Source organism: Ruegeria sp. K7, from assembly GCF_056531785.1.
Window position 1 is genome coordinate 284534 of sequence record NZ_JBQFMJ010000003.1, and the last position, 26491, is coordinate 311024.

General features: G+C 58.4%; 25 protein-coding genes, 1 tRNA gene and 1 riboswitch. Of the genes, 12 read left to right on the forward strand and 14 right to left on the reverse strand.

What is annotated here, in order from left to right; all coding sequences use genetic code 11:
• Positions 1-3 precede the first annotated feature (3 nt).
• Both ACR0FE_RS08365 and ACR0FE_RS08370 read right to left on the reverse strand, forming a co-directional pair.
• A complete protein-coding gene (locus tag ACR0FE_RS08365; RefSeq protein ID WP_480912337.1) occupies positions 4-1218 on the reverse strand; it encodes a winged helix-turn-helix domain-containing protein in 1215 nt (404 codons plus the stop codon).
• 4 nt (positions 1219-1222) lie between these two features.
• On the reverse strand, positions 1223-2248 hold the full coding sequence (locus ACR0FE_RS08370) for a LacI family DNA-binding transcriptional regulator (protein WP_170612609.1): 1026 nt from the start codon (positions 2246-2248) through the stop codon (positions 1223-1225).
• A gap of 358 nt (positions 2249-2606) precedes the next feature.
• Positions 2607-2806, forward strand: a riboswitch (cobalamin riboswitch).
• 129 nt (positions 2807-2935) lie between these two features.
• Here ACR0FE_RS08370 and ACR0FE_RS08375 point away from each other — a divergent pair.
• From ACR0FE_RS08375 to ACR0FE_RS08395, 5 genes are read left to right on the forward strand one after another with little or no spacing between them, the layout of a single operon-like run.
• Positions 2936-3721, forward strand: a complete 786-nt coding sequence (locus ACR0FE_RS08375) for a DUF4198 domain-containing protein (RefSeq protein WP_480912339.1) — start codon at positions 2936-2938, stop codon at positions 3719-3721.
• A 6-nt stretch (positions 3722-3727) separates the two neighbouring features.
• Positions 3728-4339 (forward strand): cobalt transporter CbiM, encoded by a 612-nt coding sequence (cbiM, locus tag ACR0FE_RS08380; protein WP_480912340.1) that lies wholly within the window; start codon positions 3728-3730, stop codon positions 4337-4339.
• Positions 4336-4917, forward strand: coding sequence for a cobalt ABC transporter permease (locus ACR0FE_RS08385; RefSeq protein ID WP_170680263.1), 582 nt, complete (start codon positions 4336-4338; stop codon positions 4915-4917). Before cbiM ends, ACR0FE_RS08385 begins: the two co-directional genes overlap by 4 nt.
• Positions 4917-5699, forward strand: coding sequence for a cobalt ECF transporter T component CbiQ (gene cbiQ / locus ACR0FE_RS08390; RefSeq protein ID WP_480912344.1), 783 nt, complete (start codon positions 4917-4919; stop codon positions 5697-5699). The genes ACR0FE_RS08385 and cbiQ overlap by 1 nt, the downstream gene beginning before the upstream one ends.
• A complete protein-coding gene (locus tag ACR0FE_RS08395; RefSeq protein ID WP_170612598.1) occupies positions 5696-6352 on the forward strand; it encodes an ABC transporter ATP-binding protein in 657 nt (218 codons plus the stop codon). The genes cbiQ and ACR0FE_RS08395 overlap by 4 nt, the downstream gene beginning before the upstream one ends.
• A 45-nt stretch (positions 6353-6397) precedes the next feature.
• Here the strand turns inward: ACR0FE_RS08395 and ACR0FE_RS08400 are convergent, their stop codons facing one another.
• Positions 6398-7426: an AraC family transcriptional regulator gene (locus ACR0FE_RS08400; RefSeq protein ID WP_480912346.1), complete on the reverse strand. Its 1029-nt coding sequence runs from the start codon at positions 7424-7426 to the stop codon at positions 6398-6400.
• 112 nt (positions 7427-7538) lie between these two features.
• Between ACR0FE_RS08400 and ACR0FE_RS08405 the strand changes: the two genes are divergently transcribed.
• Genes ACR0FE_RS08405 through ACR0FE_RS08420 form a run of 4 tightly spaced genes read left to right on the forward strand, consistent with a single transcriptional unit; the run spans position 7539 to position 12868 of the window.
• A complete protein-coding gene (locus ACR0FE_RS08405) occupies positions 7539-9302 on the forward strand; it encodes an acyl-CoA dehydrogenase family protein (protein ID WP_170680269.1) in 1764 nt (587 codons plus the stop codon).
• Between the two features lie 21 nt (positions 9303-9323).
• On the forward strand, positions 9324-10133 hold the full coding sequence (gene dmdD / locus ACR0FE_RS08410; RefSeq protein ID WP_170612592.1) for a methylthioacryloyl-CoA hydratase: 810 nt from the start codon (positions 9324-9326) through the stop codon (positions 10131-10133).
• Positions 10134-10149: 16 nt separating this feature from the next.
• The gene (locus ACR0FE_RS08415) at positions 10150-11763 is read left to right on the forward strand and encodes an AMP-binding protein (protein ID WP_480912350.1); all 1614 of its coding nucleotides are present in this window, start codon (positions 10150-10152) and stop codon (positions 11761-11763) included.
• A gap of 1 nt (position 11764) precedes the next feature.
• Positions 11765-12868, forward strand: coding sequence for a dimethylsulfoniopropionate demethylase (locus ACR0FE_RS08420; RefSeq protein WP_480912352.1), 1104 nt, complete (start codon positions 11765-11767; stop codon positions 12866-12868).
• Between the two features lie 102 nt (positions 12869-12970).
• Here ACR0FE_RS08420 and ACR0FE_RS08425 read toward each other — a convergent pair whose 3' ends face one another.
• The 8 genes from ACR0FE_RS08425 to ACR0FE_RS08460 form a co-directional block, all read right to left on the reverse strand.
• Positions 12971-13594 carry a hypothetical protein gene (locus ACR0FE_RS08425; RefSeq protein ID WP_480912355.1) on the reverse strand — a complete coding sequence of 208 codons (624 nt, stop codon included), beginning with the start codon at positions 13592-13594 and terminating at the stop codon, positions 12971-12973.
• A gap of 174 nt (positions 13595-13768) precedes the next feature.
• Positions 13769-14068 (reverse strand): hypothetical protein, encoded by a 300-nt coding sequence (locus ACR0FE_RS08430; protein ID WP_480523161.1) that lies wholly within the window; start codon positions 14066-14068, stop codon positions 13769-13771.
• A 413-nt stretch (positions 14069-14481) separates the two neighbouring features.
• Positions 14482-15237: an ABC transporter ATP-binding protein gene (locus ACR0FE_RS08435; RefSeq protein ID WP_170680279.1), complete on the reverse strand. Its 756-nt coding sequence runs from the start codon at positions 15235-15237 to the stop codon at positions 14482-14484.
• Between the two features lie 9 nt (positions 15238-15246).
• Positions 15247-16002: an ABC transporter ATP-binding protein gene (locus ACR0FE_RS08440; RefSeq protein WP_321250001.1), complete on the reverse strand. Its 756-nt coding sequence runs from the start codon at positions 16000-16002 to the stop codon at positions 15247-15249.
• A 10-nt stretch (positions 16003-16012) separates the two neighbouring features.
• The gene (locus ACR0FE_RS08445; RefSeq protein ID WP_170612578.1) at positions 16013-17218 is read right to left on the reverse strand and encodes a branched-chain amino acid ABC transporter permease; all 1206 of its coding nucleotides are present in this window, start codon (positions 17216-17218) and stop codon (positions 16013-16015) included.
• Positions 17219-17221: 3 nt separating this feature from the next.
• Entirely contained in the window at positions 17222-18253 is a 1032-nt protein-coding gene (locus ACR0FE_RS08450; RefSeq protein WP_170612576.1) for a branched-chain amino acid ABC transporter permease, read from the reverse strand.
• 103 nt (positions 18254-18356) lie between these two features.
• The gene (locus tag ACR0FE_RS08455) at positions 18357-19703 is read right to left on the reverse strand and encodes a substrate-binding protein (protein ID WP_480912360.1); all 1347 of its coding nucleotides are present in this window, start codon (positions 19701-19703) and stop codon (positions 18357-18359) included.
• Positions 19704-20304: 601 nt separating this feature from the next.
• A tRNA-Lys gene (locus tag ACR0FE_RS08460) sits at positions 20305-20380 on the reverse strand.
• A 209-nt stretch (positions 20381-20589) separates the two neighbouring features.
• On the opposite strand from ACR0FE_RS08460, the gene dapF reads away from it, so the two are divergent.
• Positions 20590-21432: a diaminopimelate epimerase gene (gene dapF / locus ACR0FE_RS08465; RefSeq protein ID WP_480912363.1), complete on the forward strand. Its 843-nt coding sequence runs from the start codon at positions 20590-20592 to the stop codon at positions 21430-21432.
• Positions 21429-22685 (forward strand): tRNA (N(6)-L-threonylcarbamoyladenosine(37)-C(2))-methylthiotransferase MtaB, encoded by a 1257-nt coding sequence (gene mtaB, locus ACR0FE_RS08470; RefSeq protein WP_480912365.1) that lies wholly within the window; start codon positions 21429-21431, stop codon positions 22683-22685. The genes dapF and mtaB overlap by 4 nt, the downstream gene beginning before the upstream one ends.
• Before the next feature lie 141 nt (positions 22686-22826).
• On the opposite strand, the gene ACR0FE_RS08475 is transcribed toward mtaB, so the two are convergent.
• From ACR0FE_RS08475 to petA, 3 genes are read right to left on the reverse strand one after another with little or no spacing between them, the layout of a single operon-like run.
• Positions 22827-23612, reverse strand: coding sequence for a cytochrome c1 (locus ACR0FE_RS08475; RefSeq protein ID WP_480912367.1), 786 nt, complete (start codon positions 23610-23612; stop codon positions 22827-22829).
• Between the two features lie 17 nt (positions 23613-23629).
• Complete coding sequence (petB, locus tag ACR0FE_RS08480) at positions 23630-24961, reverse strand: cytochrome b (RefSeq protein ID WP_170682649.1); 1332 nt, start codon at positions 24959-24961, stop codon at positions 23630-23632.
• Positions 24962-24972: 11 nt separating this feature from the next.
• Entirely contained in the window at positions 24973-25557 is a 585-nt protein-coding gene (petA, locus tag ACR0FE_RS08485; RefSeq protein ID WP_170612564.1) for a ubiquinol-cytochrome c reductase iron-sulfur subunit, read from the reverse strand.
• 487 nt (positions 25558-26044) lie between these two features.
• On the opposite strand from petA, the gene ACR0FE_RS08490 reads away from it, so the two are divergent.
• A complete protein-coding gene (locus ACR0FE_RS08490; protein WP_170612563.1) occupies positions 26045-26488 on the forward strand; it encodes a cytochrome c family protein in 444 nt (147 codons plus the stop codon).
• The last annotated feature ends 3 nt before the right edge of the window (positions 26489-26491 follow it).

A 26491-nucleotide genomic window follows, 5' to 3' on the forward strand; every position in this document is an offset into this window, starting at 1 on the left:
AGCCTATTTAGGGTCTTTCAGCCAACCGTCGGCAAGCTCAACACGATCAAGGCCGGCAAACCTGCGCACCCGGTCCAGCTCGGCCTCCAGACGGCGGGTGCGCGCCTCTGACCAGCGCAACTTTCGCTCGGGCCAGACGGATTGTACCCGCAATTCGCCGCTATCCCTGTGGGCCTTCATGTCGATCCGGCCGATCAGCCGATCACCTTCGAGCAGGGGGAAGACATAATAGCCGTAGGTTCTTTTGGGCGCGGGCACAAACACTTCTATCCTGTAGTGAAACCCGAACAGGCGTTCGGCGCGGTTTCGATCCCGCAGCATCGGGTCAAACGGGCTGAGCACGCGAATTCTGCCCGGTGGCGCGGGCAGTTCAGGGGCCTCTTCAACCAATCCCGGGCGGGAAAACACTTTCCTTGTACGCCCATCCGCGCAATTGATTTCGACTTCCTCAATTGCGCCGTTTTTCTGGGCCGCGGCGCACCAGTCTTTCGCCTCGGCCGGGCTGACCGTATCCCAGAACGCAGCCAGTTCGCCCGATGTTGCAAACCCCAACCTGTCGAGGGCGGCGTTGCACAACCAGTCCACCGTTCCTTCGGCATCGCATGGTGCATGACCGGGGCACAGATGAGTTTCTATCACCCGTTCCGTCAGGTCGTAGCGTTTCTGAAAGCCATCCCGACCAATGACGGTCAGCGCACCCGAGCGCCACAAGAACTCCAGCGCGGTTTTGGACGGGTGCCAGTCCCACCAGCCGCCCGATCCTTTCTTTTCGTCCTTTCCCACATCGGACGAGGATACCGGACCGTGATCGCGGATGTGCAGCAGAACCGAGGCGAACTGTTGTTCAAATCCATCCCGCCGCCAATTCTTCCAGCGGGCCTTCAACAAATCCGCGTCGCGCTGAAACCGCAGGTGCCAATGCCGGTAAAACTCCATCGGAATGACGGCGGCGTCATGCGTCCAATGTTCGAACAGCGCCCTGTCCCGTTCATACAGGCGCTTCAGATGTGTGCTACGATAGGTGGGCCTGCGCGAAAACAGGATCATGTCATGGGCGCGGGCTACGGTGTTGATACTGTCCAGCTGAACAAAACCAAGCCGTCGGATCAGGTCCAGAAGATCCGCGCCTTTTGCGCTGCCCGACGGGGTCTCGGACAGCAAGTGACGATCCATGAACACCGCACGCGCTGTCCGGTTGTCCAGTTTCGGCAGTGCCAAGACTCTAACGCCGCTTCAGTGTGTCGCCGTAGCTGATTTTTGGCGTCAGGGTCACGCGGGTTTCAATCTCGGCTTCCGGGTCGGCCAGCTGTGCCGCGATGATCCCTGCGGCCTGACGGCCGATTTCCAACCGGCAGGCATCCATGGTTGCCAGTTTGCGAGGCAGACCTTGCAGCAGTTCGACATTGTTGAACCCTGCCAGCCCGATTTGACCAGGGATGTCTATCCCCTGATCCAGCAGGTACAACAGTCCGCCAGCGCCGATCATATCATTGGAATAATACAGAAAATCCAGTTCCGGCGACCGTTCCAGCATCGCCTGCGTCATCTCGCGCCCCTTGGCCAGTGCCGACCCGCCCGAGTAGAACTCGCGATCCTCGATCTCGATCCCGTGTTTGCCCAGAACTTCGGTAAAGCCTTCGAAACGTTTGCGCGCGCGGTGGTCCAAAGGCATCTTGGTCCCCATGAAACCGATATGCTGGTATCCGGCCTTCAGAATGGCCTGCGCCATTTCGCGACCGGCACGGCGGTGCGAAATGCCGACCATCGCATCCACGGGTTTGCCGTCGGTGTCCATGATTTCGACCACCGGAATGCCCGCGGAATCCAGCATTGCCCGGGCCGCTTCCGTGTGTTCCAGCCCTGCGATGATCACGCCCGAAGGCCGCCACGAGAGCATCTCGTAAAGGACCTTTTCCTCTTTTTCCGGCAAATAATCGGTTACGCCGACCACTGGCTGCAATTCGGTGTCTTCCAGAACCTGATTGATGCCGGTCAGGACCTCGGGGAAGACCATGTTGGACAGTGAGGGGATGATGACCGCGACCAGATTGACCCGGCTGGATGCTAGCGCGCCCGCAATCTTGTTGGGCACGTATCCCAGCTCTTTCGCGGCGGCCAGAACCCGTGTTCGGGTCGCATCCGAAACATCACCCCGATTGCGCAGGACCCTGCTGACCGTCATTTCGGATACCCCCGACGCTTCCGAGACATCGCGAAGGGTAAGCGGGCGTTTTGTTTCTGTGGTCACGAGGCACCTGCACTGTTGTTTTGCCCGATGGTAGCGTGAACACGGCAACAAATACAACAACTCTGCTTCGGCGTCGAACGCTGGGCCGGTCGGACCTTTTGTGCATCGGAGCGACCCTACATATTTGCGGTGAGTTCAATTTTACACGCGAGTCAACGCCCGCAGTTTCAGGCCTAAAAATCTCAAGTCCGCGAACTGAACCGACGACTATTGAACGCGGAAAGAGATCTAGGAAAATAAACACACTCGCGGTGGCGCATACCAAACCGCGTAGCAAGCGCGAACATGCAATTCCTGATTTCGCAAATGGCGCATGCAACGCCGCAATCAATTGTTGACCGTGTCTTACATATTCTGGCATGAACGCGCCATGTTCGGTTCCGGGGACATCCTCGGAAGCAATAGGGAATGCAGTGCGGCACATTTCGCCAACTCTGCAACTGCCCCCGCAACTGTAGGCGGCGAGCGCGGCTGATAATGCCACTGGGGTATCCCGGGAAGGTTAGTTTAGCGCTTTGACCCGCAAGTCAGGAGACCTGCCGAACATGCGCCCTTGGAAGGGGCGTTCATCATCGGCGACGGGGTGTGCGCCGGATCTGTTTGCCCGACAAGGCAGATGGCTTCGCGTTCCCCATCGTCAAAGTAAATTTGCGCCGGGGATGGCGCGACGTGAGAAGGACTCGATTTGTGAAAAAACTGCTGGTGGCTGCCACGGCTGCTTTGGCGATGCCTGCATTGGCGCAGGCCCATTTCCTGCTGGAATATACCGACGACACGATGATCGAACGCCCCGGTGACGTTCCGGTCAAACTGGTTTTCTGGCACCCGTTTGAAGCCGGTCACGTGATGACCCTGGAAAAACCGGAAGAATTCTTTGTAATCCACAACGGTGAAAAAACCGATCTGATGGATACGCTGGAAGAAACCACTTTTGAAGGACCGGACAACATTGCCAAAGCGTTCCTGGGCTCGGTTCCGGTTAAACGCTCGGGTGACTATGTGGTGGTTACAGTTCCTGCGCCTTACTACGAAGAATCAGAGGATATCTATATCCAGCAGATCACCAAGGCTTACCTCAACCGAAACGAACTGCCGACCGACTGGGATCAGCCGCAGGGGCTGGCCACCGAGATTCTGCCGCTGAACAAGCCTTACAACATCATCGCCGGGTCAACCTTTACCGGTCGCGTGTTGAGCGAGGGACAGCCCGTCGCCGGCGCAGAAATCGAAATCGAGTACATCGCCGCAGCACCGGACATGACCGGCACCGGCGCGAAGGACGCCACCGTGTCCCCATTGCCGGGCGGCGCGTTGGTCGCGATTTCGGATGACAACGGATATTTCACTTTTGGTGTGCCAAAAGCCGGGTACTGGGGCTTTGCCGCTTTGGGCGTGGGTCCGGAAACCGAGCATGAAGGCAAAGAGCTGAGCCAGGATGCGGTCATCTGGATCCGCGCCTGGGATCTGGAGTAAGCCTGAATGCACATCGTCGACGGAGCCCTTTCAAACCCTGTCGTGATCGGCGGTGCGGTCGTCGCGGCTGGCGGGATCGCATTGGGCCTGAAATCGCTGGATCTGGATCGCATTCCCACGGCGGGCGTGTTGTCGGCCAGCTTTTTTGTCGCCTCGCTGATCCATGTGCCGATTGGCCCGTCGTCTGTGCATTTGATTCTGAACGGCCTGGCCGGGCTTCTGCTCGGCTGGGCCGCCTTTCCGGCCCTTTTTGTCGGCTTGCTGCTGCAAGCCGTGTTCTTCGGTTTTGGCGGATTGACCGTGCTGGGGATCAACACGGTGAATATCGCCCTTCCGGCGGTGCTGACCTGGATGATCTTTGGTCGCCTGATCGCACATGGCTCGCCTGTTCAGGGGGCGATCTGGGGCGGCGTCGGTGGCGCGTTTTCGATCGCCGCCACGACTGCTTTTGTCGCGGTCTCGCTGGCGCTGTCCGGCGATGAGTTCCTGCCCGCTGCCAAGCTTGTCTTTTTCGCCCACATTCCCGTCATGGCTATCGAGGCCGTGCTGACAGGTTTTGCCGTTCTTCTGGCCCGCAAGGTCAAACCGGAACTTTTTGTAAAGGTTGCGTCCACATGAAACAGTTGATCCTTGTTTGTACGCTTGCTCTCGCCCCGCTCCCGGCTCTTGCGCACAAGGTTATAGCGGGCGTTTTTCCGGCAGGCGACGCAATCGAAGGCGAGCTGGGGTTTTCCAATGGCGATATGGCCGCAGACCAGGAAGTCATCGTCTATGGCCCCGACGGCTCTGAACTGGGACGCACAGTAACCGATACGGACGGTTTCTTTCTCTACAGCCCGACCAGAGCTGTGACTCATACATTCAGGGCAGATCTGGGTGCAGGGCACGTCGCCGAAGTTGCCATGCCGGCCGACGAAGTGGCCGAAATCATGGGGGTCGAAGCCGAGCTTTCTGAAACAGCCACGCCGGTTGCATCTGCGGATGGCGCGGCAGCGGTGACTGTGGCCTCGCTCTCGGATGAGGAACGCGCCGCCATCGCCAAAGCGGTGCGCGACGAAACCCGCCCACTGCGGCGCGAGATCGCTGCCTACCGCGAGCACAATGATCTGCAGAACATCTTGGGTGGTATTGGTTATATCATTGGTCTGTTCGGCATCGGCTTTTATCTGGCCGCGCGCAAAAAGATGGCCACCTGATGGCACATGCGCTGGAACCACAGGCCAAAACACTGGCCGAGGCAGGCAGAGCCGCCCATTTCGGGATGATCGGAGACTACGATCCCCGTATGCGCATCGTTTTGGCCTGCATCTTTGCCATCGTCACGGTTGCCCTCAATAGTGTTCCGGCGCTGATCGGCGCTTTGTCCGTCTCGCTTGGGTTACTGGTGATGTCACGCTTGCCAGTCGGCCGGACCCTCAAGCGTATGGCCATGATGGACAGTTTCATCATTTTCATGCTGGTGTTGCTGCCATTCTCAATGCCCGGTGACGCGATGTTCACGGTTTTTGGCTTTCCGGCCAGTTGGCAGGGCCTTTGGAAAGCTGTCGAGATTGCACTGACGGCCAACGCGGTCATCCTTGCGCTGATGGTTCTGGTCGGAACGATGGAGCCCGTGACGCTGGGACACGCTTTGCACAAGCTGCGCTGCCCCGAGGTGCTAGTGCACCTTTTGATGTTCACCATCCGCTACATCGAGGTGTTGCGGGAAGAATACCTGCGCCTGCGCGCTGCGATGAAGATCCGCGGATTTCGCCCCGGCACAAACTGGCACACCTACCGAAGCTTCGGGTATCTGGTCGGCATGATGCTGGTGCGCGCGATCGAACGGTCCGAGCGGATTCTGGCGGCGATGAAATGCCGGGGGTTTTCCGGGCGTCTTTTGTTGCTGCAGGACTTTAACATGACACGACGCGATCACATGTTCGCCGCGATGCTGTGCACCGTTTGCCTTGGCCTGCTGTTCCTGGATTATCTATGACGATCCTCAAGCTTGAAGACATTTGTTTTGCGTACCCTGGCCAGCCACCAGTGCTGGACGGCGCTTCGCTGCAGCTTGAACCGGGGCAGCGCCTCTCGATTGCGGGCCCGAATGGCGCGGGAAAATCTACCCTGTTTCGTATTGCCCTTGGCCTGCAAACACCAAGCGCCGGGCGCGTGACCGTCCTGGGAAAGGAAAGGCGCGTCGAGGCGGATTTTCACGAAGTCCGCCGCCAGGTCGGGCTGGTTTTTCAGGATCCTGATGATCAGCTGTTTTGTCCGACAGTGGCGGAAGACATCGCATTTGGTCCTCTCAACCTCGGGCGCAGCAAGTCCGAGGCGCTGGCCATCGTCGACAGGGTGCTTTCCGATCTGGATCTGTTAAGTCTGCGTGATCGCATTACGCACAAGCTCTCTGGTGGAGAGAAGCGGCTTGTGACCCTTGCAACCGTTTTGGCGATGGAGCCGGAGGCGCTGCTTTTGGATGAGCCTACCAATGCGCTTGACGCCAAAAATGAAGCGCGACTTCTGGAAATTCTGCGAAGTCTGCCGCAGGCTATACTGCTGGTAAGCCACGCACCATCGTTTCGCGCGGCATTGGCACCAGACACGCTGGAACTGCGAAACGGGCGGATTGTCAGCCCAAGTGAATGACCTGTTCGCACGAGCTATGCGAATGTCCGCGACAGAGCGCCGTCGTCAGGAAGCCTGCGCGTGCAAGCGGTATGACCCGGGGGTCCGGCTGGTCCACTTTCGAAAGGCGCGGTGAAAATTCGCCGGAGCCGAAAACCCGGTGTCAAAGGCGATCTGTTCAATACTGAGCGTACTTTGCTGAAGCGCGCGGATGGCAATGTCGCGGCGCAGTGCATCCTTGATGTCCTGAAAAGAAGTCCCTTCTTCTTTCAAACGCCTGTTCAAGGTCCGCGGCGTCATTTTCAGGGCACGCGCTGCATCAGGTAGCTGGCAGGTTTGCCATGTTGCGCCGTAGAGAAACGCGCGGACGCGAAGGCTGTTTGTATGCGCGCGCGAACCGGTAAAGATCCAGTCCAGCGGCGCACTTTCAAGGAACACGGATGCCTCAGCCGAACTGCGGGTTATCGGGCGGGTGAACAGACGCGGGTCGAAAAGGATACTGGTCTGCCGAGCGTCAAACTCGACCGCGCATGGGAAGACGACGGCGTAGTCGGCGGCAAATTCCGGGCGGGCAAAGGCAAAGCGAACGGCTTTTACCGGTGTTTCCGTCCCGCCAAGCCAGGACAAAAGCCCATGCGCCAGTTTCAGGATCAGCATGTGGCCGAAACGCTGCGGGCGGGTGTCGTCCGAATATGGGACCAACGCCAGTTCCATCTCGTCGGATTTGCTGTGCAAGTCCAGGTGGAAGTCATCCAGAAGCAGGTTCCAAAATGTCGAGAAGCGATAAAGTGCCGAGGTCAGGCTGCTCGCTTCGCGCTGTACCGTCACCAGATGCTGCAGGGCGCGGGGCCGGATCGGACGGCTCCAGAGCCCCATCATTTCGTCCTTGGTTTCGGGCGCGGCAAGCTGATAAAGCCGGGCGATTTCATTCAGTGTGACGCGTTGAGAAGGTGCCATCGGGTTGGCCTGCAAGCCCGAACGCTCTAACAGCGATGTCATCTCAGCCGGAGTGCAACGGGACTTTAGCGCATCCAGCCAATCCTGGACAAATCCCGCCGATACAGTCGTCAGAGATATCGGGTCATGGCTGGTCATCTGAACCTCAGGTTGGCGTAATCGGATACCATTTTGTCAAGAAATGAGCTTATCGGCAAACCATTGGGCGGGTAGATGACGCGAAACCATAGTCGCCGCAGGGGAGCCTGGCATGTCCTATCAGCCGCCCGTACAGGATTTGATGTTTTGCATCGAACACTTGTCCCACTGGGAAAAGGTGTCCCGGGTGGAAGTGTATTCGGAATACGACCTGACGGATATTGGTGCCGCTCTCGAGGGATATGCCCGGTTCTGCAGCGAACAGATCGCGCCATTGTCACATATCGGGGACACGCTGGGCGCGCAGTTCGACAGTGGCCGCGTGTCGATGCCCGAAGGTGATGCGCAAGCTTACGCGCAGTTCGTCGAAATGGGGTGGCAGGCGCTGACCCATCCGGTGGAATATGGCGGGATGGGATTGCCGCGTGCCGTCGGCGCGGCTGCCGTTGAAATGCTGAATGCCGCTGATATGAGCTTTGGTCTTTGCCCGCTGCTGACCGACGGGGCGATTGAGGCGTTGCTGCTGACCGGTTCGGACGAACAGAAAGCCACCTATCTGGAACCGCTGATCGCAGGGCGCTGGTCCGGCACGATGAACCTGACCGAACCGCAGGCAGGCAGTGATCTGGGCCGCGTGGCGACCAGGGCGGCGCAGCGTGGGGATGGCAGCTACGGCGTCTCTGGCACCAAGATCTTCATCACATATGGCGCGCACGATCTGACCGAGAACATCATTCATCTGGTGCTGGCCCGCACACCTGACGCGCCTGCCGGGCCGAAGGGGCTGAGCCTGTTCATCGTTCCGCAAAAACTGGTGGGGCCGGATGGCACTCCGGGCGTCGAGAACACGGTCAATTGCATAAGCATCGAACACAAACTGGGCGTTCGTGCCAGCCCGACGGCGGTTCTGGAATACAAAGACGCCACCGGTTTCCTGATCGGCGAGGAAAACCGCGGACTGGAATACATGTTCATCATGATGAACGCCGCTCGGTTTTCTGTTGGGGTTCAGGGCATCGCGACCTCTGAACGGGCTTACCAACGCGCTCTGGCTTATGCGCGCGACCGGGTGCAGAGCCGTCCCGTGAATGGTCAGGCCAAAGACGCGGTCGCCATCATCGAACACCCGGACGTACGCCGTATGCTCATGCGGATGCGCGGCCTGACCGAAGGTGGCCGGGCTATGGCGGCCGCAACGGCAGGCCTGCTGGACATCGCGCATCTTCAGGACGATCCGGCAATCGCTGCGCTGGCCGAATTCATGGTCCCGCTGGTCAAAGGCTTCTGCTCGGAACGCGCGGTCGAGGTCGCCTCGCTGGGCGTGCAAATCCACGGCGGCATGGGCTTTATCGAAGAAACAGGAGCCGCGCAGCACTACCGCGACGCCCGCATTCTGCCGATTTACGAAGGCACCACAGCCATTCAGGCCAACGATCTTCTGGGCCGCAAGGTGATGCGCGACGGAGGAGAAACCGCCCGCCGGTTCGCCGCCCGAATAGCCGAGACTGAAGCGCAACTGGCAAAAGGAGATGCCAGCGCGCAGGCAATTGGCGCAAGTCTTGCTCAGGCGCGCGGCGCATTTGAGGCCGCGCTGGATTGGTTGCTGGAAAACAGCCGAAAGGATATCGACGCTGCCTTTGCAGGCTCTGTCCCGTTCCTTATGCTGGCCGGGACACTCGCGGCAGGGTGGAAACTGGCAAAGGGTGCCGTGGCTGCGCAAAGTGCACTGGACGCCGGGCAGGATACACAATTCATGACCCAGAAAATCGCCACTGCCCTGTTTTTTGCCCAGCACATTCTGCCTGAATGTGCAACCGAACACGCCCGCATCCTGCATGGCTCGCGCAGTCTGCTTGACGCGACTTTCCCCGAATAACGCCTGGATAGGATCTGACCCATGAATGACGTCGTGAACCCCGACACATATGAGAACCTTGCGATTTCCGAGCGTGAGAACGGTCTGTACGTCGTGACCCTGAACCGTCCCTCTAAGCGCAACGCACTGGATGTGGCCACGATCGAGGAACTGATCCGCTTTTTCAGCGGCGCGCGTATGGCCGGTGTCAGAGCTGTGGTTCTGGCCGGCGAAGGAAACCACTTCTGCGCGGGCCTTGATCTGGTCGAGCATTGGAAGGCCGACCGCAGCCCGGATGACTTCATGCATGTCTGTCTGCGCTGGCATGAAGCGTTCAACAAGATGGAATATGGTGGTGTGCCGATCATCGCCGCGCTGAAGGGCGCGGTAGTGGGCGGAGGACTGGAACTGGCCAGCGCGGCGCATATCCGTGTGATCGACCCCGGCACCTATTTTGCCTTGCCTGAAGGCCAGCGTGGGATTTTTACTGGGGGCGGGGCAACCATCAGGGTTTCGGATATGATCGGCAAATACCGCATGATCGACATGATCCTGACCGGCCGTGTCTATCAGGGGCAAGAGGCCGTCGATCTGGGGTTGGCGCAATACATAACCGAAGAAGGCGGCAGCATGGCCAAGGCGATGGAGCTGGCGGGACAAATTGCGCAGAACCTGCCTTTGACCAATTTTGCAATCTGCTCGGCAATCAGCCACCTGAACAACATGTCCGGCATGGACGCGGCGTATGCAGAAGCTGTGGTGGGCGGAGTGGTCAATACCCAGCCCGCCGCCCGCGAACGGCTGGAAGCCTTCGCCAACAAGACCGCCGCTCGCGTGCGGCCTAACAGCTGATAAAGGCGGTACCGGGATGCGTCACCATTTCGAAGCTCTTCAGAAGACACGGGCCAACCATGTGCCTCTGTCGCCGTTGTCTTTTCTGCACCGCGCCGAAAACCTGCATGGAGCCCGCACGGCGGTAATCTATGGCGACATCCGGCGAAGTTGGGCTGAGACCACCCCCCGCGTTCGCGCGGTGGCCGGTGGGTTGGCGGCACTTGGTGTGCAGAAAGGTGATACGGTTTCGGTGCTCAGCCCGAACATCCCAGAGCTGTTCGAGTTGCACTTTGCCGTACCGCTGACAGGCGGAGTGCTCAACACTCTGAATACACGCTTGGAACCGGAAACCATCGCCTACATCCTGGATCACGCGGACACGAAACTGGTGATCGTGGACCGGGAGCTTGTGCCGCTTCTGTCCAAAGCGTTTGATCTGCTCGGTCGGACCTTGCCAGTGGTCGAGATCGTCGATCCCGCTGCAACAGGCCAAAGCCTTGGTGGCCAGACCTATGAGGCGCTGACCAAATCCGCCCCTGTGCCGATGGACCTGCCCGAAGATGAGTGGGATGCGATTGCGCTGAACTACACCTCTGGCACGTCCGGGCGCCCCAAGGGCGTCGTCTATCACCACCGCGGAGCTTATCTGATGGCACTCGGCACCGGGACAGCGTGGCAGATGCCGCCCTATCCGGTCTATCTGTCGGTGGTGCCGATGTTCCACTGCAACGGTTGGGGGCACCCCTGGTTGATGGCCATGCTTGGGGCGACGGTTGTATTCACACGCGTTCCGGCAGCAGACCGTATTCTGGATGCGATCCGCACCCATGGTGTGACCCATTTTGGTGCGGCGCCCATTGTGTTGCAGATGCTGGCCGAAGCCGAAAGCGGTGCGGCCCCCTTTGATCCCGCGATCCGCGTATTGACGGCCGGAGCGCCGCCGCCACCGTCGGTGCTGGAAAAGACGCGATCCATGGGATTTGACGTCATGCAGGTCTATGGCCTGACCGAAACCTACGGACATATTTCACAGTGTCTCTGGCAGGATGAGTGGGACGATCTTAGCCCCGCAGAACAGGCCGAGTTACAGGCGCAGCAGGGCATTGCCTTTCCTATGGTCGAAGACGTCTCGGTTATCGACCGCACCAGCGGCACGCCGGTCACGCGCGATGGGTCCACGCAGGGCGAGATTGCTATCCGGGGCAACACGGTCATGGCGGGGTATTACAAGGATGCCGAGGCCACCGCCAAAGCCTTCGAAGACGGATGGTTCTGGTCTGGTGATGGTGCGGTCGTACACGAAAACGGCTATATACAGATCCGCGACCGCCTGAAGGACGTGATCATCTCGGGCGGAGAAAACATCTCATCCGTCGAGGTCGAAGCGGTGCTTTATCGTCATGACGCCGTGCAGGCTGCGGCCGTGGTAGCAATGCCGCACGAGAAATGGGGCGAAGTCCCCTGCGCGTTTGTCGAACTGCGTGAAGGCGCCAGGGCAACATCTGACGAGATCATTGCGTTCTGCCGAGACCACCTTGCCGGGTTCAAGGCCCCCAAGGCTGTTGTGTTCGAAACCCTTCCCAAAACCTCCACCGGAAAGATCCAGAAGTTCCAGCTTCGGGATCGTATCAAATCAATGGACCTTTGATATGCGTCTGCTGTCCCAATCCCGCCGCCTGCGCCAGACGCCCTTTTCCGAAGGGGTCGAAGACAAGGGCGTCACCGCCTACACCGTCTATAACCGGATGCTGTTGCCCACGGTGTTTGAGAGCGTCGAGGCCGACTACCGACACCTGAAATCTCATGTTCAGGTCTGGGATGTGTCCTGTGAACGGCAGATCGAGCTGAACGGTCCGGATGCTGGCCGGCTGATGCGTCGGCTAACCCCCCGCAACCTGGAGAAAATGCAGGAAGACCAGTGCTACTACGTGCCGATCGTTGATGAGAACGGCGGCATGTTGAACGACCCGGTGGCGATCAAGCACAGCGAGGATCGCTGGTGGATTTCCATTGCGGACAGCGACCTGCTTTTGTGGGTCAAGGGGCTGGCTGTCGGTGCGGGCATGGATGTGCAGGTGTTCGAGCCCGACGTTTCACCCCTGGCCGTTCAGGGCCCAAAGTCGGATGACCTGATGGCGCGGGTCTTTGGAGGCGAGGTGCGTGACATCCGCTTTTTCCGCTACAAGCGGCTGGCTTTTCAGGACACGTCCTTTGTGGTGGCGCGGTCCGGGTATTCCAAACAAGGCGGCTACGAGATCTATGTTGAAAATGGTGCCTATGGGATGCCACTGTGGAACGCCTTGTTCGAGGCGGGCGAAGATCTGAATGTGCGCCCCGGCTGTCCGAACCTGATCGAACGGATCGAAGGTGGCCTGTTGAGCTATGGCAACGACATGACAATGGAGAACTCGCCATTGGAATGCGGATTGGGCAAATTCTGCAATCCGTCAGAGGGTAGCGACCATATCGGCAGGGACGCGCTATCGCGCGAGGCCGCCGCAGGTCCGGCACGGCAAATTCGCGCGATTTCTATCCCCGGTGATCCGGTGCCGCCGGCCCGGTCGGCCTGGCCGCTGTACAAAGACGGAAAGCGGGTTGGGCAGGTCACGTCCGCCGCCTGGTCGCCTGATTTCGAAACAAATGTCGCAATTGGCATGGTCGATGCCAGCCACTGGGACGCCGGGACGGTGCTTGAGGTTCAAACTCCAACCGGGGATCGGCGGGCCGAGGTGCAGAAGGCGTTCTGGGGATAGCCACATCTCGTCCCGACGCAGGCGAGAACAGGCGGATTCAACATTGTGCTTGGGGGGAGCGGCCCTTTGATAGTATGTCAAATTGCCCAAGTCGTTCCGGCGTCAGTTGATGCCGATCCCGATGTCAAAGGCAATCGGTTGTGCGCCCGCGTTCACAACTTCAATGATAAGTTCGCCCGACTGCCATAGCTGACCCTGATACGGCTTCTCCGAAGAAATCAAATCCAGCAGCAAAGTGCCGTCGGGATTGAAGATCCTGTAGTCCAGAGCGCCACCATGTGATCCGACGTCCACGTTCAGAAACTGACCGTCGTTTGCCCCCAGAACGTAACGCACCGACGTGCCGGCCTGAAGTGTGGCGCTTAGGGTCGTGCCACTTGTGCCGGCATCAAACTTGACGATCTGATCCCCTGAAACTGTCGGCGCAGTGTCAGAGGCACCATCAAATGCGCCGCCTCCATCATTGGCAGTGTCAGTGCCTTCACCCACGCGTCGTAAATCGGCGACTTCGGGTCCGGACCAAACGATGCACTCATACTCGACACCGGTGCCATCGCGAAGCCGGACCATGATGGCGGCTTGGCTGAATTCCTGGCCAAGGACCTCACCGCCAACATTGCCAAAGCGGGATATCAACTCATCGATGCAAGCGTTCGCCTCATCAGAGATGTCGGAAAACGCGGGCATTGGGAAAAATGCAAGCGCCCAAAAGAACTTCTTAAACATCACAATTCCCTTCTGTTTGGCAGAATGTTTGTCCTGGCGCGTTCAAGCGGCGAAGCGTGTCGCACCTGCGAGGCCGCAAAAAGCGCTCGCTTCGTCTTTCCGGGGCTGGAAAGCCAAGAGCACGGTCTCAAGCGGCTAGACCGAGCCTCGAAGTTGCGACAATCACGCAAAAGATCAAAGCGCGCCTTCGTCGCTGAGCGATTCAATACCCGCCGTTGCACCATCAGTGTAAGCGATACAATTCCATGGTGCCTGATCCGGACCGACCCCAACTTTTACCAGGGTTCCGGCCTCGCTGAACTCGGACGAAAGCACAACAACTTGCGTGTTGTTGGTTGCGGCGGCCACGTCGCGCAAACAGGCTTGTTGTGCGGGAGTGACTTCGGTGGACCCGCTTGTGCCACTGGTCTCGTCACACGCAGAAAGCGCCAAAGTCGTTGCGCCCAGCAAAGTAAATACGCTGAATCTTGTCATTGAAAATTTCCTTCCGTAGCTCTGCAAAAAGCCCAGGATGCGGGCTCAACAAGTGAAAAAAACTTATTCAAAACTGTCAATGCGTTGATCTTGGCTGAGCAAGGCGCGTGCGCAAAATTTGCAGCTGCGCCCGCATAACAGACGGTCCGCGTACCAAAATCGTGATCAGAATAAGCTCAAAGCAGACCCTGATTTCGTAACGCGAAACAGGTTTCAGTTTCGCCTGAACTGATCAGGTTTGCGCGTGAACCGACAGTGACGCGCCCCCGAAATCCAGTATTTCTGCCATCGCTGTTATCGCGTTTGTATCGCTCTGCCGAGGAAACCTGATCAGTCTGACCCGGAATCGAGAGCTTTCGAGAAATCCAGCTCGTAGTCCGAAAACGGCGCCAGTCTTCGAACTCGAAGCAAGCTTAGATCGCCAGATACTCTTCACGAAGATTAGTGTCTTCAAGCACCTCTTTCGCGGTGCCGTCGAAAACAATAGTCCCCGTATCCAGGATAATAGCACGGTCCGCCAATTCCAAAGCGCGAACTGCGTTTTGCTCGACTATGATCGTTGTCATACCCTGCTGTTTGACGTGGATCAGTGTTTTTTCGATTTCGTCGACGATGACAGGGGCCAAGCCTTCATAAGGTTCGTCCAGAAGCAGGACCTTGATATCTCTGGCCAAGGCTCTGGCGATTGACAACATTTGCTGTTCACCGCCCGACAAGGTTATTCCCTCTTGTTTCCGGCGCTCGCCCAGTCGTGGGAACAACTCGTAAAGCCGGTCCAGTGACCAGCCGATTGGCGGCGCAATCTGCGCAAGCTGCAGGTTTTCCTCGACAGTCAGGCCTGGGATGATTCTTCTGTCTTCCGGCACCAGACCAAGGCCAGCCGCCGCCGCTTCGTAACTTGTCATTTTGTGGAGCGGTTGATGGTCAAGCCAGATTTCGCCATGCCGCACTTCCGGCTCGCCCACTCTGGCAATGGAACGGAGTGTCGAAGTCTTTCCTGCACCGTTGCGCCCGAGCAGGGCAAGAATCTCGCCTTCGTGCACGTTGAAGCTGACGCCCTGCACGATATAGCTTTCTCCGTAGTAGGAGTGCATGTCCCACACCGAGAGAAATGCAGGCGCAGTGCTGGCCAAATTGGCGTTTTTTGAAAAGTCAGGTTTCTCGTTCATAGCTTTTCCTTACGCAGCTTCGCCGAGATAGGCTTCGCGGACCTTGGGGTTTCCGCGGATATTTTCCGGAGTGTCTTCAACAAGGGGCGTGCCCTGCGCCAGCACTGTGATGCGCTCGGCCAGGCTGAAAACCACGTGCATGTCGTGTTCGATGATGGCGATGGTGATGTCGCGCTCGTCCTTGATTTGCTTCAGCAGATCAATCGTGTTGTTGGTATCGGCCCGCGCCATGCCCGCCGTCGGTTCGTCCAAGAGCAACAGTCGGGGATTCTGGCTGAGGCACATGCCGATCTCCAACCGCCGTTTGTCGCCACGCGACAGTGCGGCAGCATGCATCTCGCGCTTGTCGGCCATGTTCATCTCTTCCAGCATCGCCTCGGCCTGTTCGACTATGGCCTTTTCGTTGGCAATGGTCTCATAGGCGTGCATCCGGAACGCGCCGTCCCGCATTGCAAAGATCGGGATCAGCATGTTTTCCATCACCGTCAGTTCGCCAAAAATCTCCGGCGTCTGAAACACGCGGCTGATGCCCATCTGGTTGATCTGGAAGGGTTCAAGCCCCAGAACCGAGTTGTTGTCGAACAGCACCGAACCAGTGTCCGGCATCAGTTTGCCCACAAGACAGTTCAGCAGGGTCGACTTGCCCGCCCCGTTTGGTCCGATGATCGCGTGAACCGAGTTCTCCTCGACATTGAGGTTCACATCCGTCAGCGCCTTGAGGCCACCGAAGCGTTTGCTGACATCTTTGACTCTTAGTATTGCCATGGTCCGCCCCTTACTCCGCCGGTTCCGTTTTGCCCGACGGCGCATCGTCGGTACCCGATTTCTTGCGCTTCAAGCGGTTCAGCAATCGTTGACCACCTTCAACAAGGCCACCCGGCAGGTAGATCACCACCAGCATGAACAGGATGCCCAACGTAAGGTGCCAGCCTTTGCCGATGAACGGATGGATCAGGAACACCACCGCGTCCTCCAGCCCGTCGGGAAGGAAGGCGAACCAGCTGTGCAGGACGTTGTCGTTGATCTTCGAGAAGATGTTCTCGAAATACTTGATGAATCCAGCGCCCAGAACCGGACCGATCAAGGTGCCGGTGCCGCCAAGAATGGTCATCAGAACAACCTCGCCCGAGGCGGTCCACTGCATCCGCTCGGCCCCTGCCAGCGGATCCATTGCCGCCATCAGACCACCGGCCAGGCCAGCGTACATGCCCGAGATGACAAAGGCCGCCAGGGTGTAAGGTTTGGAGTTCAGGCCGGTATAGTTCATCCGTTGCTGGTTCGATTTCACCGCGCGCAGCATCATTCCGAAAGGCGAGCGGAAAATACGGATCGAAAGATAAAACACAACCATCATGATTACTGCACACAGGTAATAGCCCGCGTTGAAGTCAAAGCTCCACGCGCCGACATCCATCGTGTAGGTCGCGCGCATCGGCAGGCCGAACAAGTGTGGCAGATCCGGCGCGTTGGCCCCCTGCAGAATTTGGGGATCGTCGGCATAGACCTGCAGACCGGTTTCCCCGTTTGTCAGGTTGAACTTGGGGTTCGACAGCACCGAATAGGCCAGCGCAAAACTCATCTGTGCAAAGGCCAGCGTCAGGATCGAGAAATAGATGCCGGACCGGCGCAAGCTGACAAAGCCGATCAGCAGCGAGAATAGCCCTGCCACCACTACGCTGAGCGCTATGGCCGGGATGATGTTGTAACTCAGCAGCTTGAACATCCACACGGCCGAATACGACCCCACGCCCAAAAAGGCCGCGTGACCGAAGGACAGGTATCCGGTCAGACCGAACAGGATGTTGAACCCGATGGCAAAGATGCCAAAGATAACAAAGCGCTGCATCAGGTCCGGATAGCCCGCGTTGAACTGCGCCATGGCGCTGCCTTCCGGGAACGGGTTCAGGATGAAGGGGGCCAGCAGGGTAAGAAGGCCGACGATGATCAGAAGGCTGGTGTCTTTCTTGTTCAGTCCCAACATCGATTATTCCTCCATCACGCCTTTGCGTCCCATCAACCCGCGCGGGCGTGTCAGCAGCACGATAATGGCAATAAGGTAGATGATGATTTGGTTGATTCCGGGGATTGTTGTGGTGGCCCAGGTCGTTGAGGCAAAGCTTTCAAGAACGCCCAGCAGGAAGCCAGCCAGCACCGCTCCGGGCAGCGAACCCATGCCGCCGACAACAACCACAACAAAGCTGAGGACCAGAAAGTCCATCCCCATGTGATAATTTGGCGGGTTGAGCGGCCCGTACATTACACCGGCCAAGCCAGCCACAGCGGCCGCGATGCCGAACATGATGGTAAAGCGGCGGTCGATATTGATACCCAGCAAGCCCACCGTCTCGCGGTCGGCCATTCCGGCGCGGACAACCATGCCAAAGGTCGTGAACTGCAGGAACGAGAAGACGGCACCGATGATGGCGACGGCAAATCCGAAGTAAACCAGGCGCCAGATCGGATAAATGATCGCGTTGGGATCGAAGCCGATCATTGTGCCAAGGTCGACAGAGCCGCTGAGTGCGTCGGGCGGCGGCGTCTGGATCGGGTTGGCGCCGAAGAAATACTTCACGATTTCCTGCAACACGATCGCCAAACCAAAGGTGACAAGGATCTGGTCCGCGTGGGGGCGCTTGTAGAAATGCTTGATCAGCCCGCGCTCCATCACATAGCCGACGAACAGCATGATCGGGATCGCGAACAGGATGGCCAGCGGAACAGACCAGTCGATGATCGTCGCGCCGAACTCGGGACCGAACCAGGCCTCGACATAGGGTGTTTCGACCTTCAGCGGGTTGCCCAGAAAGTCGGTTTGGGTTTCGTCGATGGTCACGAAGCTCAGGTTCATGAGCTTTTGCAAGGTTACGGCACAGAACGCACCGATCATGAACAGTGCCCCGTGGGCAAAGTTCACAACGCCCAGCGTTCCGAAAATAAGGGTCAGTCCCAAGGCAATCAGTGCATAGGCCGAGCCTTTGTCCAGACCGTTCAGGATTTGCAGTAGGATGGCGTCCATTGGCCCACCTCAGGCTTGGTCAGTGTGGAGTGTGGTGCGACAGGATCAGCCCTGCCGCGAATGTCTGGCCGCCGATGGGGCGGCCAGACTCAAACACAGGGGCTTACGCGCCCGGGTTGCATTCTCCGAGTGCGCCACCGGCGAACATCGGATGCTCCGGATCGTACTCGACCTGAGCACGCGGCGTGATCTCGACGATTTCCAGCGTGTCGTAAGCGTTGGTCGGGTTCTCGTTGCCGCGAACGACCAGCACGTCCTTGAAGCACTGATGGTCGGCGCCGCGATACCAGGTTGGGCCGTTGCCCAGACCGTCGAACTCGAAGTCTTCCAGAGCTTCAACAACACCGCACGGATTGAAGGTACCCGCACGCTCGCAGGCATCCGCATAGAGCAGCACCTGCGCATAGCAGGTCTGTGCCGAGTTGGACGGCGGTTTGCCGTACTTTTCGCCAAAGGACTTCACGAAGGCCTTGGTGCCCTCATCCTGCAGCTGCCAGTTCCAGTTCATCGAACCCAGCACGCCTTTGATGTTCTCGCCCGCACCGGCGGCCATCAGTTCCGAGTACAGCGGCACGACGATCTTGAAGTCCTTGCCGTTGGCCACCTTGTCCAGCAAGCCGAACTGGATCGCATTGGTGAGCGAGTTCACCATGTTGCCGCCGTAGTGGTTCAGGACCAGAACGTCTGCGCCCGAGTTCAGAACCGGCGTGATGTAGGACGAGAAGTCCGTTGACGCGAGTGGTGTCTTGACCGTGTTGACCGTTTCCCATCCCAAGGCTTCGGTCGATGCGACGATCGACTCTTCCTGGGTCCAGCCCCAGTTGTAGTCGGCCGTCAGGTGGTAGGCGCGGCGTTCCTTGCCCATTTCCGCTGCCAGCACGGGGGCAAGTGCTGCGCCCGACATGTATGCGTTGAAAAAATGGCGGAAACCGTTGGCTTTCTTGTCCTTGCCTGTCGTGTCGTTGGCGTGGGTCAGACCCGCCATGAAAATCACGCCTGCCTCCTGGCACAGACCCTGAACGGCAACGGCCACGCCCGAGGACGAACCACCGTTAATCATGATCGCGCCGTCTTTTTCGATCATCGACTTTGCCGATGCGCGTGCGGCGTCTGACTTGGTCTGCGTGTCGCCTGTGACGAACTCGACCTTCTTGCCCAGGATGCCGTTCCCTTTCAGCGCCTTGGACGTAAAGGTGTTCAGGCAGCCGCCATCACCCTCACCGTTCAGATGCTCGACCGCAAGCTGTTGCGCCAGCAGTTCGTCATTGCCTTCCTCGGCATAAGGCCCGGTTTGTGGGACATTGAAGCCCAAAGTGACGGATGACCCCGTCGGTTCGTTGGTAAAAGCAGCAGCCGACGAAGCCGTGAAGATCGTAGGCAGGGCCAGACCGGTACCTGCAACGGCACCAGACTTCAGCACGCCGCGGCGTGTGATAGATTTGTTGGTCATTAATTCCTCCCATTTCCCTTTCTTTCGCCGTCTGGCTCCTCTTCCAGCAGACGAAAGCGCACTTATGTGCATTTCAATAATGGAAAGCGGGTGGAAAATTTCACAATAAATAACTGGATTTGAAACAAAATTTTGTAAACAAATTTACGAATAATTGGCGATCTTGAAAAATTTCAGAAGCGCACTGTCACAGTAACTATGAACTTCAGATGTTTAGATGTGAATTCCCGCAGTGACAGCCGTCTGACGCGGACTCTTACAAATTCAGAGAGCCATTACTGAGGGAAAATGCCAATTGAACTGATGTCATCATGGCTGAATTCTGAGAGAGGTGCTGGCACACCCCCGCCGGATAATGACAAAAACTTAGGGTCAATCGAAGAAGATCGGTATCACACAGCATTCAAATTCGAGGCGGATTATATGGCTCGGATGCCGTTCAAATCGAAAGGAAAGCTGGGCACTACGAGTTCGGAGTTTGGGAAACAGGGCTTGATCAAGACCAAAGGCGTGAACTTTCGGAAGCTGGCTTTCACGACGCGGAGCGACCGGGTTTCAACTTCACCTCAGCCATCTGCGTGCAGGCCTGATTTTGAAAAAGTGGTGAGCCGTGCAGGATTCGAACCTGCGACCCACTGATTAAAAGTCAGTTGCTCTACCAACTGAGCTAACGGCCCACTCTTTTTTGGATCTCGTCGATCCGTGGCGCTCTTTAAGGCAAGTTCCCGGTTGGGTTCAAGACCTTTTTTGCACCTCGTTCCGCTTGAAAAATCAGTGTTTCAGGCGACCCGATAGGCGGCCTAATTAGGCAGGTGGCGCAGGGGGGTCAACCCCTTTTTTCACGAATCTTCCTGTCAGGCTGGATTCATGTCCTGCGCAGGGTTATATGCGCGCCATGCAGCTGAGACTCGATACCGGATTGCCATTCATGAAGATGCACGGGCTGGGAAATGACTTCGTCATTCTCGACGCACGTGCGGCGTCGGTGGAGATGACGCCCGCCCTGGCGCGGGGAATCGGGCATCGTCAGATGGGTGTGGGTTTCGACCAGCTTGCCGTCATTCAGCAAGGCGAAGAAGACGCGCATCTGGTGTTTTACAATGCAGATGGGTCGACGTCTGCGGCTTGCGGGAATGCCACCCGCTGCATTGCCCGGTTTCTGATGGAGGAGACCGGAAAATCCAACCTGACCCTGACAACAGAACGCGGTACGCTTGTTGCGCGGGATGTGGGCGACGGGCTGACTGCAGTGAACATGGGGCCTCCGCAGTTGGACTGGCACGAGATCCCGCTCGCAGAAGATGTCGATACGCTGGAACTGCCGATCGAGGGCAGCCCGAGCGCCACCGGTATGGGCAACCCGCATTGCACCTTTTTTGTCGAGGACGCCGAGGCGATTCCCCTGACGGAGTTCGGCGCGCGATACGAGCATCACCCCCTTTACCCCGAACGCACCAATGTACAGGTGGTGCAGGTCATCGGACCGGATCACCTGCGTATGCGCGTGTGGGAGCGTGGCGTGGGTATCACTTTGGCTTCGGGCTCTTCTTCTTGCGCGACGGCCGTTTCAGCCGCGCGCCGGGGCCTGACCGGGCGCAAGGTTCAGATCGAACTGGACGGCGGAACAATCTGGATCGACTGGCGCAAGGATGGCGTCTGGATGACCGGGCCGACCTGCCATGTCTTCTCGGGTACGCTGACGCCTGAATTCCTGGGGTCGCTGGGATGAACCCGCCCAAATTCACCACACTGGGCTGCCGCCTGAACGCCTATGAAACCGAGGCGATGAAAGAACTGTCGCGGGAGGCGGGGCTGACAGATGCTGTTGTCGTGAACACATGTGCTGTCACGGCCGAGGCGGTGCGCAAGGCCCGGCAGGAAATCCGCAAGCTTCGGCGGGAAAACCCCAATGCGCGTCTGATTGTCACCGGTTGTGCGGCCCAGACCGAGCCCGAGACATTTGCCAGTATGGACGAGGTCGACGCGGTGATCGGGAATACCGAAAAAATGCAGCCCGCGACATGGAAAAGCATGGCTGCCGACTTCATCGGCGAGACCGAATCCGTGCAGGTCGACGACATCATGTCCGTGACCGAAACCGCCGGGCACCTGATCGACGGGTTCGGCACGCGCTCGCGCGCTTATGTGCAGGTCCAGAATGGCTGTGACCATCGGTGCACTTTCTGCATCATCCCTTATGGCCGTGGCAATTCGCGTAGCGTCCCGGCGGGCGTTGTGGTCGACCAGATCAAACGGCTGGTGGAGCGGGGGTACAACGAAGTTGTCTTGACGGGTGTAGACCTGACCTCGTGGGGGGCAGACCTGCCGGCGCAGCCCAAGCTGGGTGATCTGGTGATGCGCATTCTGAAGCTGGTACCGGACCTGCCGCGCCTGCGGATAAGTTCGATTGATTCCATCGAGGTGGATGAAAACCTGATGCAAGCGATCGCGACCGAGCCGCGCCTGATGCCGCATCTGCACCTGTCGTTGCAGCATGGCGACGATCTGATCCTGAAGCGCATGAAGCGCCGCCACCTGCGCGATGATGCAATTCGCTTCACGGAAGAGGCCCGCAAACTGCGCCCCGATATGACCTTTGGCGCCGATATCATCGCGGGTTTCCCAACCGAATCCGAAGCGCATTTCGAGAACTCGCTGAAGCTGGTCAAAGATTGCGACCTGACCTGGCTGCACGTCTTCCCGTATTCCAAACGCGATGGCACTCCTGCGGCCCGAATACCGCAGCAGATCAACGGCAATGTCATCAAAGACCGCGCCGCCCGTTTACGCGCGGCAGGAGCGGTTCAGGTCTCCAAACACCTGACCGCCCAGATCGGCAGTACCCATCACATCCTGATGGAGAACCCGAACATGGGCCGGACCGAGCAGTTCACCGAAGTGACGTTTTCCACACCGCAAACCGAAGGCCAGATTGTGACAGCCACCATTAGGGGTACCACAGATACCCAACTGACGGCCTGATCCGCTTTTCATCTGGCCAGAAATATCCCGGGGTTGAATTGGCCGCAGGCCAAGAAGGGGCTGGCCCCTTCCCTCAGGCCACAACAAAAAACCCCCGCTGCCAATGGCGGGGGGGTTTCTTCGTTCTTTGCGGGTCAGTGCTTAGTGCAGCTTCTTGCCTTTGTGGGGAGCCCAAAGGCGCTTGTTGACCAGATACAGCAGGACCGACAGGACCGACAGGAACAGAACTCCAACGAAACCGGCATTCTTGCGGTCCATCATCTTGGGCTCGGCGGTCCACATCAGGAAGGCGGCGATGTCCTCGGACATGGCTTCGACGGTGGCAGGGTGGCCATCGGCGAACTCCACCTGATCTTCGGCCAGCGGCGGTGCCATCGAAATCCAGCCACCCGGGAAGGCGGTGTTTTCGTACAGAACCGCACCTGCCTCTTCCTTTTCCTTACCGGTATAGCCATCCAGCAGCGAGGCGATGTATTCCGCGCCGCCCATGCCTTTGAACAGCTGGTTGATGCCCAGACCATAAGGGCCGTGGAAGCCGGCACGGGCCTTGGCCATCAGGCTCAGGTCCGGTGCGCCAACGCCGTCATTGGCCGGGAAGTGGTCAGTCGGGATCGCCGGACGGAAATCGTCAAGCTCGGGATCGAACACTTCAAAGTTGCCAGCCGCATAGGCGATGACTTCTTCTTCCGAATATCCCAGCGCCTCAAGGTCGCGCAGGGGTACGTATCTTAGGCCGTGGCAGGCCGCACAGACTTCAGTGTAGACCTGAAGACCACGCTGCAGCTGGTTTTGATCCCAGGTGCCAAAGGGGCCTTCGAACGAGAAGTCGAAGTCTTCGATGTGCTGCTCGCCGCCACCTGCCGCGAGGGACGCAGCAGGGGTAAGGGCGATGGCAAACGCGGCACCGATTGCAAGTTTCTTGAACATGTTTCCGGTCCCTCTTCTTACTCGGCCGGCGTGGCGTCGGCGTCTGCCTTGCCATAATGCGCGTTGAAGTCTTCTTCGATGGTTTCCGGCTGCGCCTCGGGTTTTTCGATAACACCCAGGATCGGCAGGATCACGAAGAAATAGGCGAACCAGTAGGCGGACGCGATCAGCGAGAAGGTTGCGTAAGGCTCTTCCGCGGGCATCGCACCCAGCCACATCAGGGCGAAGAAGTCGATGATCAGCAGGTAGAACCACCATTTGAACATCGGGCGGTACTTGCCCGAACGCACGGTCGACGTGTCCAGCCAGGGTGCCAGAGCCATTGCCAGGATCGCACCGAACATCGCAATCACACCAAAGAACTTGGCGTCGACGATACCGCCGGTGATGAAGCTGGCGAACTGAACAACCCAGACCTCACCAGTGAACGCACGCAGGATCGCGTAGAACGGCAGGAAGTACCATTCGGGAACGATGTGCGCAGGCGTAACCAGCGGGTTGGCTTCGATGTAGTTGTCCGGGTGGCCCAGGTAGTTCGGCATGAAACCGACAATCGCCCAGAAGATTACCAGGATCACGGCCAGCGCAAACAGGTCCTTGATCACGAAGTAGGGCCAGAACGGCAGCGTGTCTTTCTCGGCCTCGGCCTTCGAGCCACGACGCACCTCAACACCCGTGGGGTTGTTGTTTCCGGTGGTGTGGAAGGCCCAGATGTGCACGATGACCAGCGCCGCGATGATGAATGGCAGCAGGTAGTGCAACGAGAAGAAGCGGTTCAGCGTGGCGTTGTCCACGGCGGGTCCGCCCAGCAGCCAGGTCTGGATCGCATCGCCAACGAACGGGATCGCGCCAAACAGGCCGGTGATCACGGTCGCACCCCAGAAAGACATCTGACCCCAGGGCAGAACGTAGCCCATGAAGGCAGTGCCCATCATCATCAGGTAGATCAGCATACCGATGATCCACGTGATCTCACGCGGGGCTTTGTACGAGCCGTAGAACAGGCCGCGGAACATGTGAATATAGACCGCAACAAAGAACAGCGACGCGCCGTTCATGTGCAGATAGCGGATAAAGTAGCCGCCATTCACGTTGCGCATGATGTGTTCGACGCTGGCAAAGGCCAGATCGACATGCGGAGTATAGTGCATCACCAGGATGATGCCGGTGACGATTTGCAGCGCCAGGCAGAACGCCAGAACGATGCCCCAGATCCACCACCAGTTCAGGTTCTTGGGGGTCGGGATCATGAGGGTGTCATACAGCAGGCCGACGATGGGAAGGCGGCTGTTCAGCCACTTTTCGCCGTTTGTCTTCGGCTCGTAATGATCGTGGGGAATTCCGGACATCTGGGTCTCCCTTAGCCGAGTCTGATGGTGGAGTTATCCGTCCACTCCGCAGGCGGAACGGGCAGGTTTTCAGGCGCGGGGCCTTTGCGGATACGACCGGCAAGATCATAGTGCGAACCGTGGCAGGGGCAGAACCAGCCGCCAAAATCGCCGGCATCACCCAAAGGCACGCAACCCAGATGGGTGCAGACGCCCATCTGAACGATCCATGCGCCCGGTGCTTCGCCTTCAGGCGAAGGCATAACGCGGTTGGCGTCGGTTGCCGGCGCATCAGCGTTCAGGTTGAAGTTGCGGGCCAGCGGATCCGGCAGTGCGTCAACGCCTTCGGCGTCCTGCTCCTGCGCTTCCTGGATCTCGGCACCGGTGCGGTGACGGATGAACACGGGCTTGCCCAGCCACTTGACTGTCAGCTGCGTACCCGGCTCAACCCCGCTGACATCCACGCGGATCGAGGACAGCGCCTGAACGTCTGCCGATGGGTTCATTTGGTTGACCAGGGGCCAGACGGCCGCCCCCGTTGCAACGACACCTGCGCCGCCAGCGACGTAGTAGAGGAAATCTCTGCGGGTGCCTTCGTGGTCTTCTGCGTGGGACACGAGGTTTTCTCCGATTCCGACGCCCGGGTGGACCGGGCAAACATGCATCAGCACCGCATCAAATACGGCGTCTCATCGCGGCTATCTATCCGGGAGAAAACGGTTCGTCCAGCGGTCATAGGCGCGCACTACGCCGCATCTGGGCATTCATGTCACAACGAAGGGGCATTTTTTCAAGATAGCGGTGGGGTTAAGCGGGGAAATTTGCCGATCACCGCAGATCGGGCGCAACGTGATTCGGGGTCACATATCGAAACGGGGAACCTGTCCTGATGCTGACACCGGACGTGCCACAAGGTCCCCGGTCTGCATACTCCTGACCAGATTTCGCCGCACAAATTTCCACTTTAAGGGCCTCCACCGTCACGTAAATTTTGAGTTGAAAATACATATTTTTCAATAACTTAGTTGTGACTGTTTTCGGTTGCACTTTTAACGGGAATCCCGGAAGGGCGGGGGAAACCTCACCCGCAACAGGACGTTCTCTATGTCAAAGCTCTTTGCAACCGTCGTGACCCTGGCGCTGGCCGCTGCATCTCAGGCCACTGCCGCCGGCGATCCGGAAAAAGGCGAAAAACTCTACAACCGCTGTTCTTCCTGCCACGCAATCATCAAAGATGGCGAGGTTTTGGTCAAAGGCGGCATAACCGGTCCGAATCTCTTTGGTGTCGTAGGTCGCGTTGCCGGAGCCGAAAATGATTATCGCTATGGCAGCGAGCGTCTGCCAATTGGCATGTTTACCGACGACATGATACGGGCGGGCGAGGAAGGGCTGGTTTGGACCGAAGAGAACATTTCTGCCTACTCCCAAGATCCGATTGGCTTTATCAGGGAGTACCTTAATGACGAAACCGCGCGTCCGAATATGAGCGTCAGGCTGAAAAAGGGCGCCGACGATATCGCGGCCTATCTGGCGACCTTCAGCGAATGACCG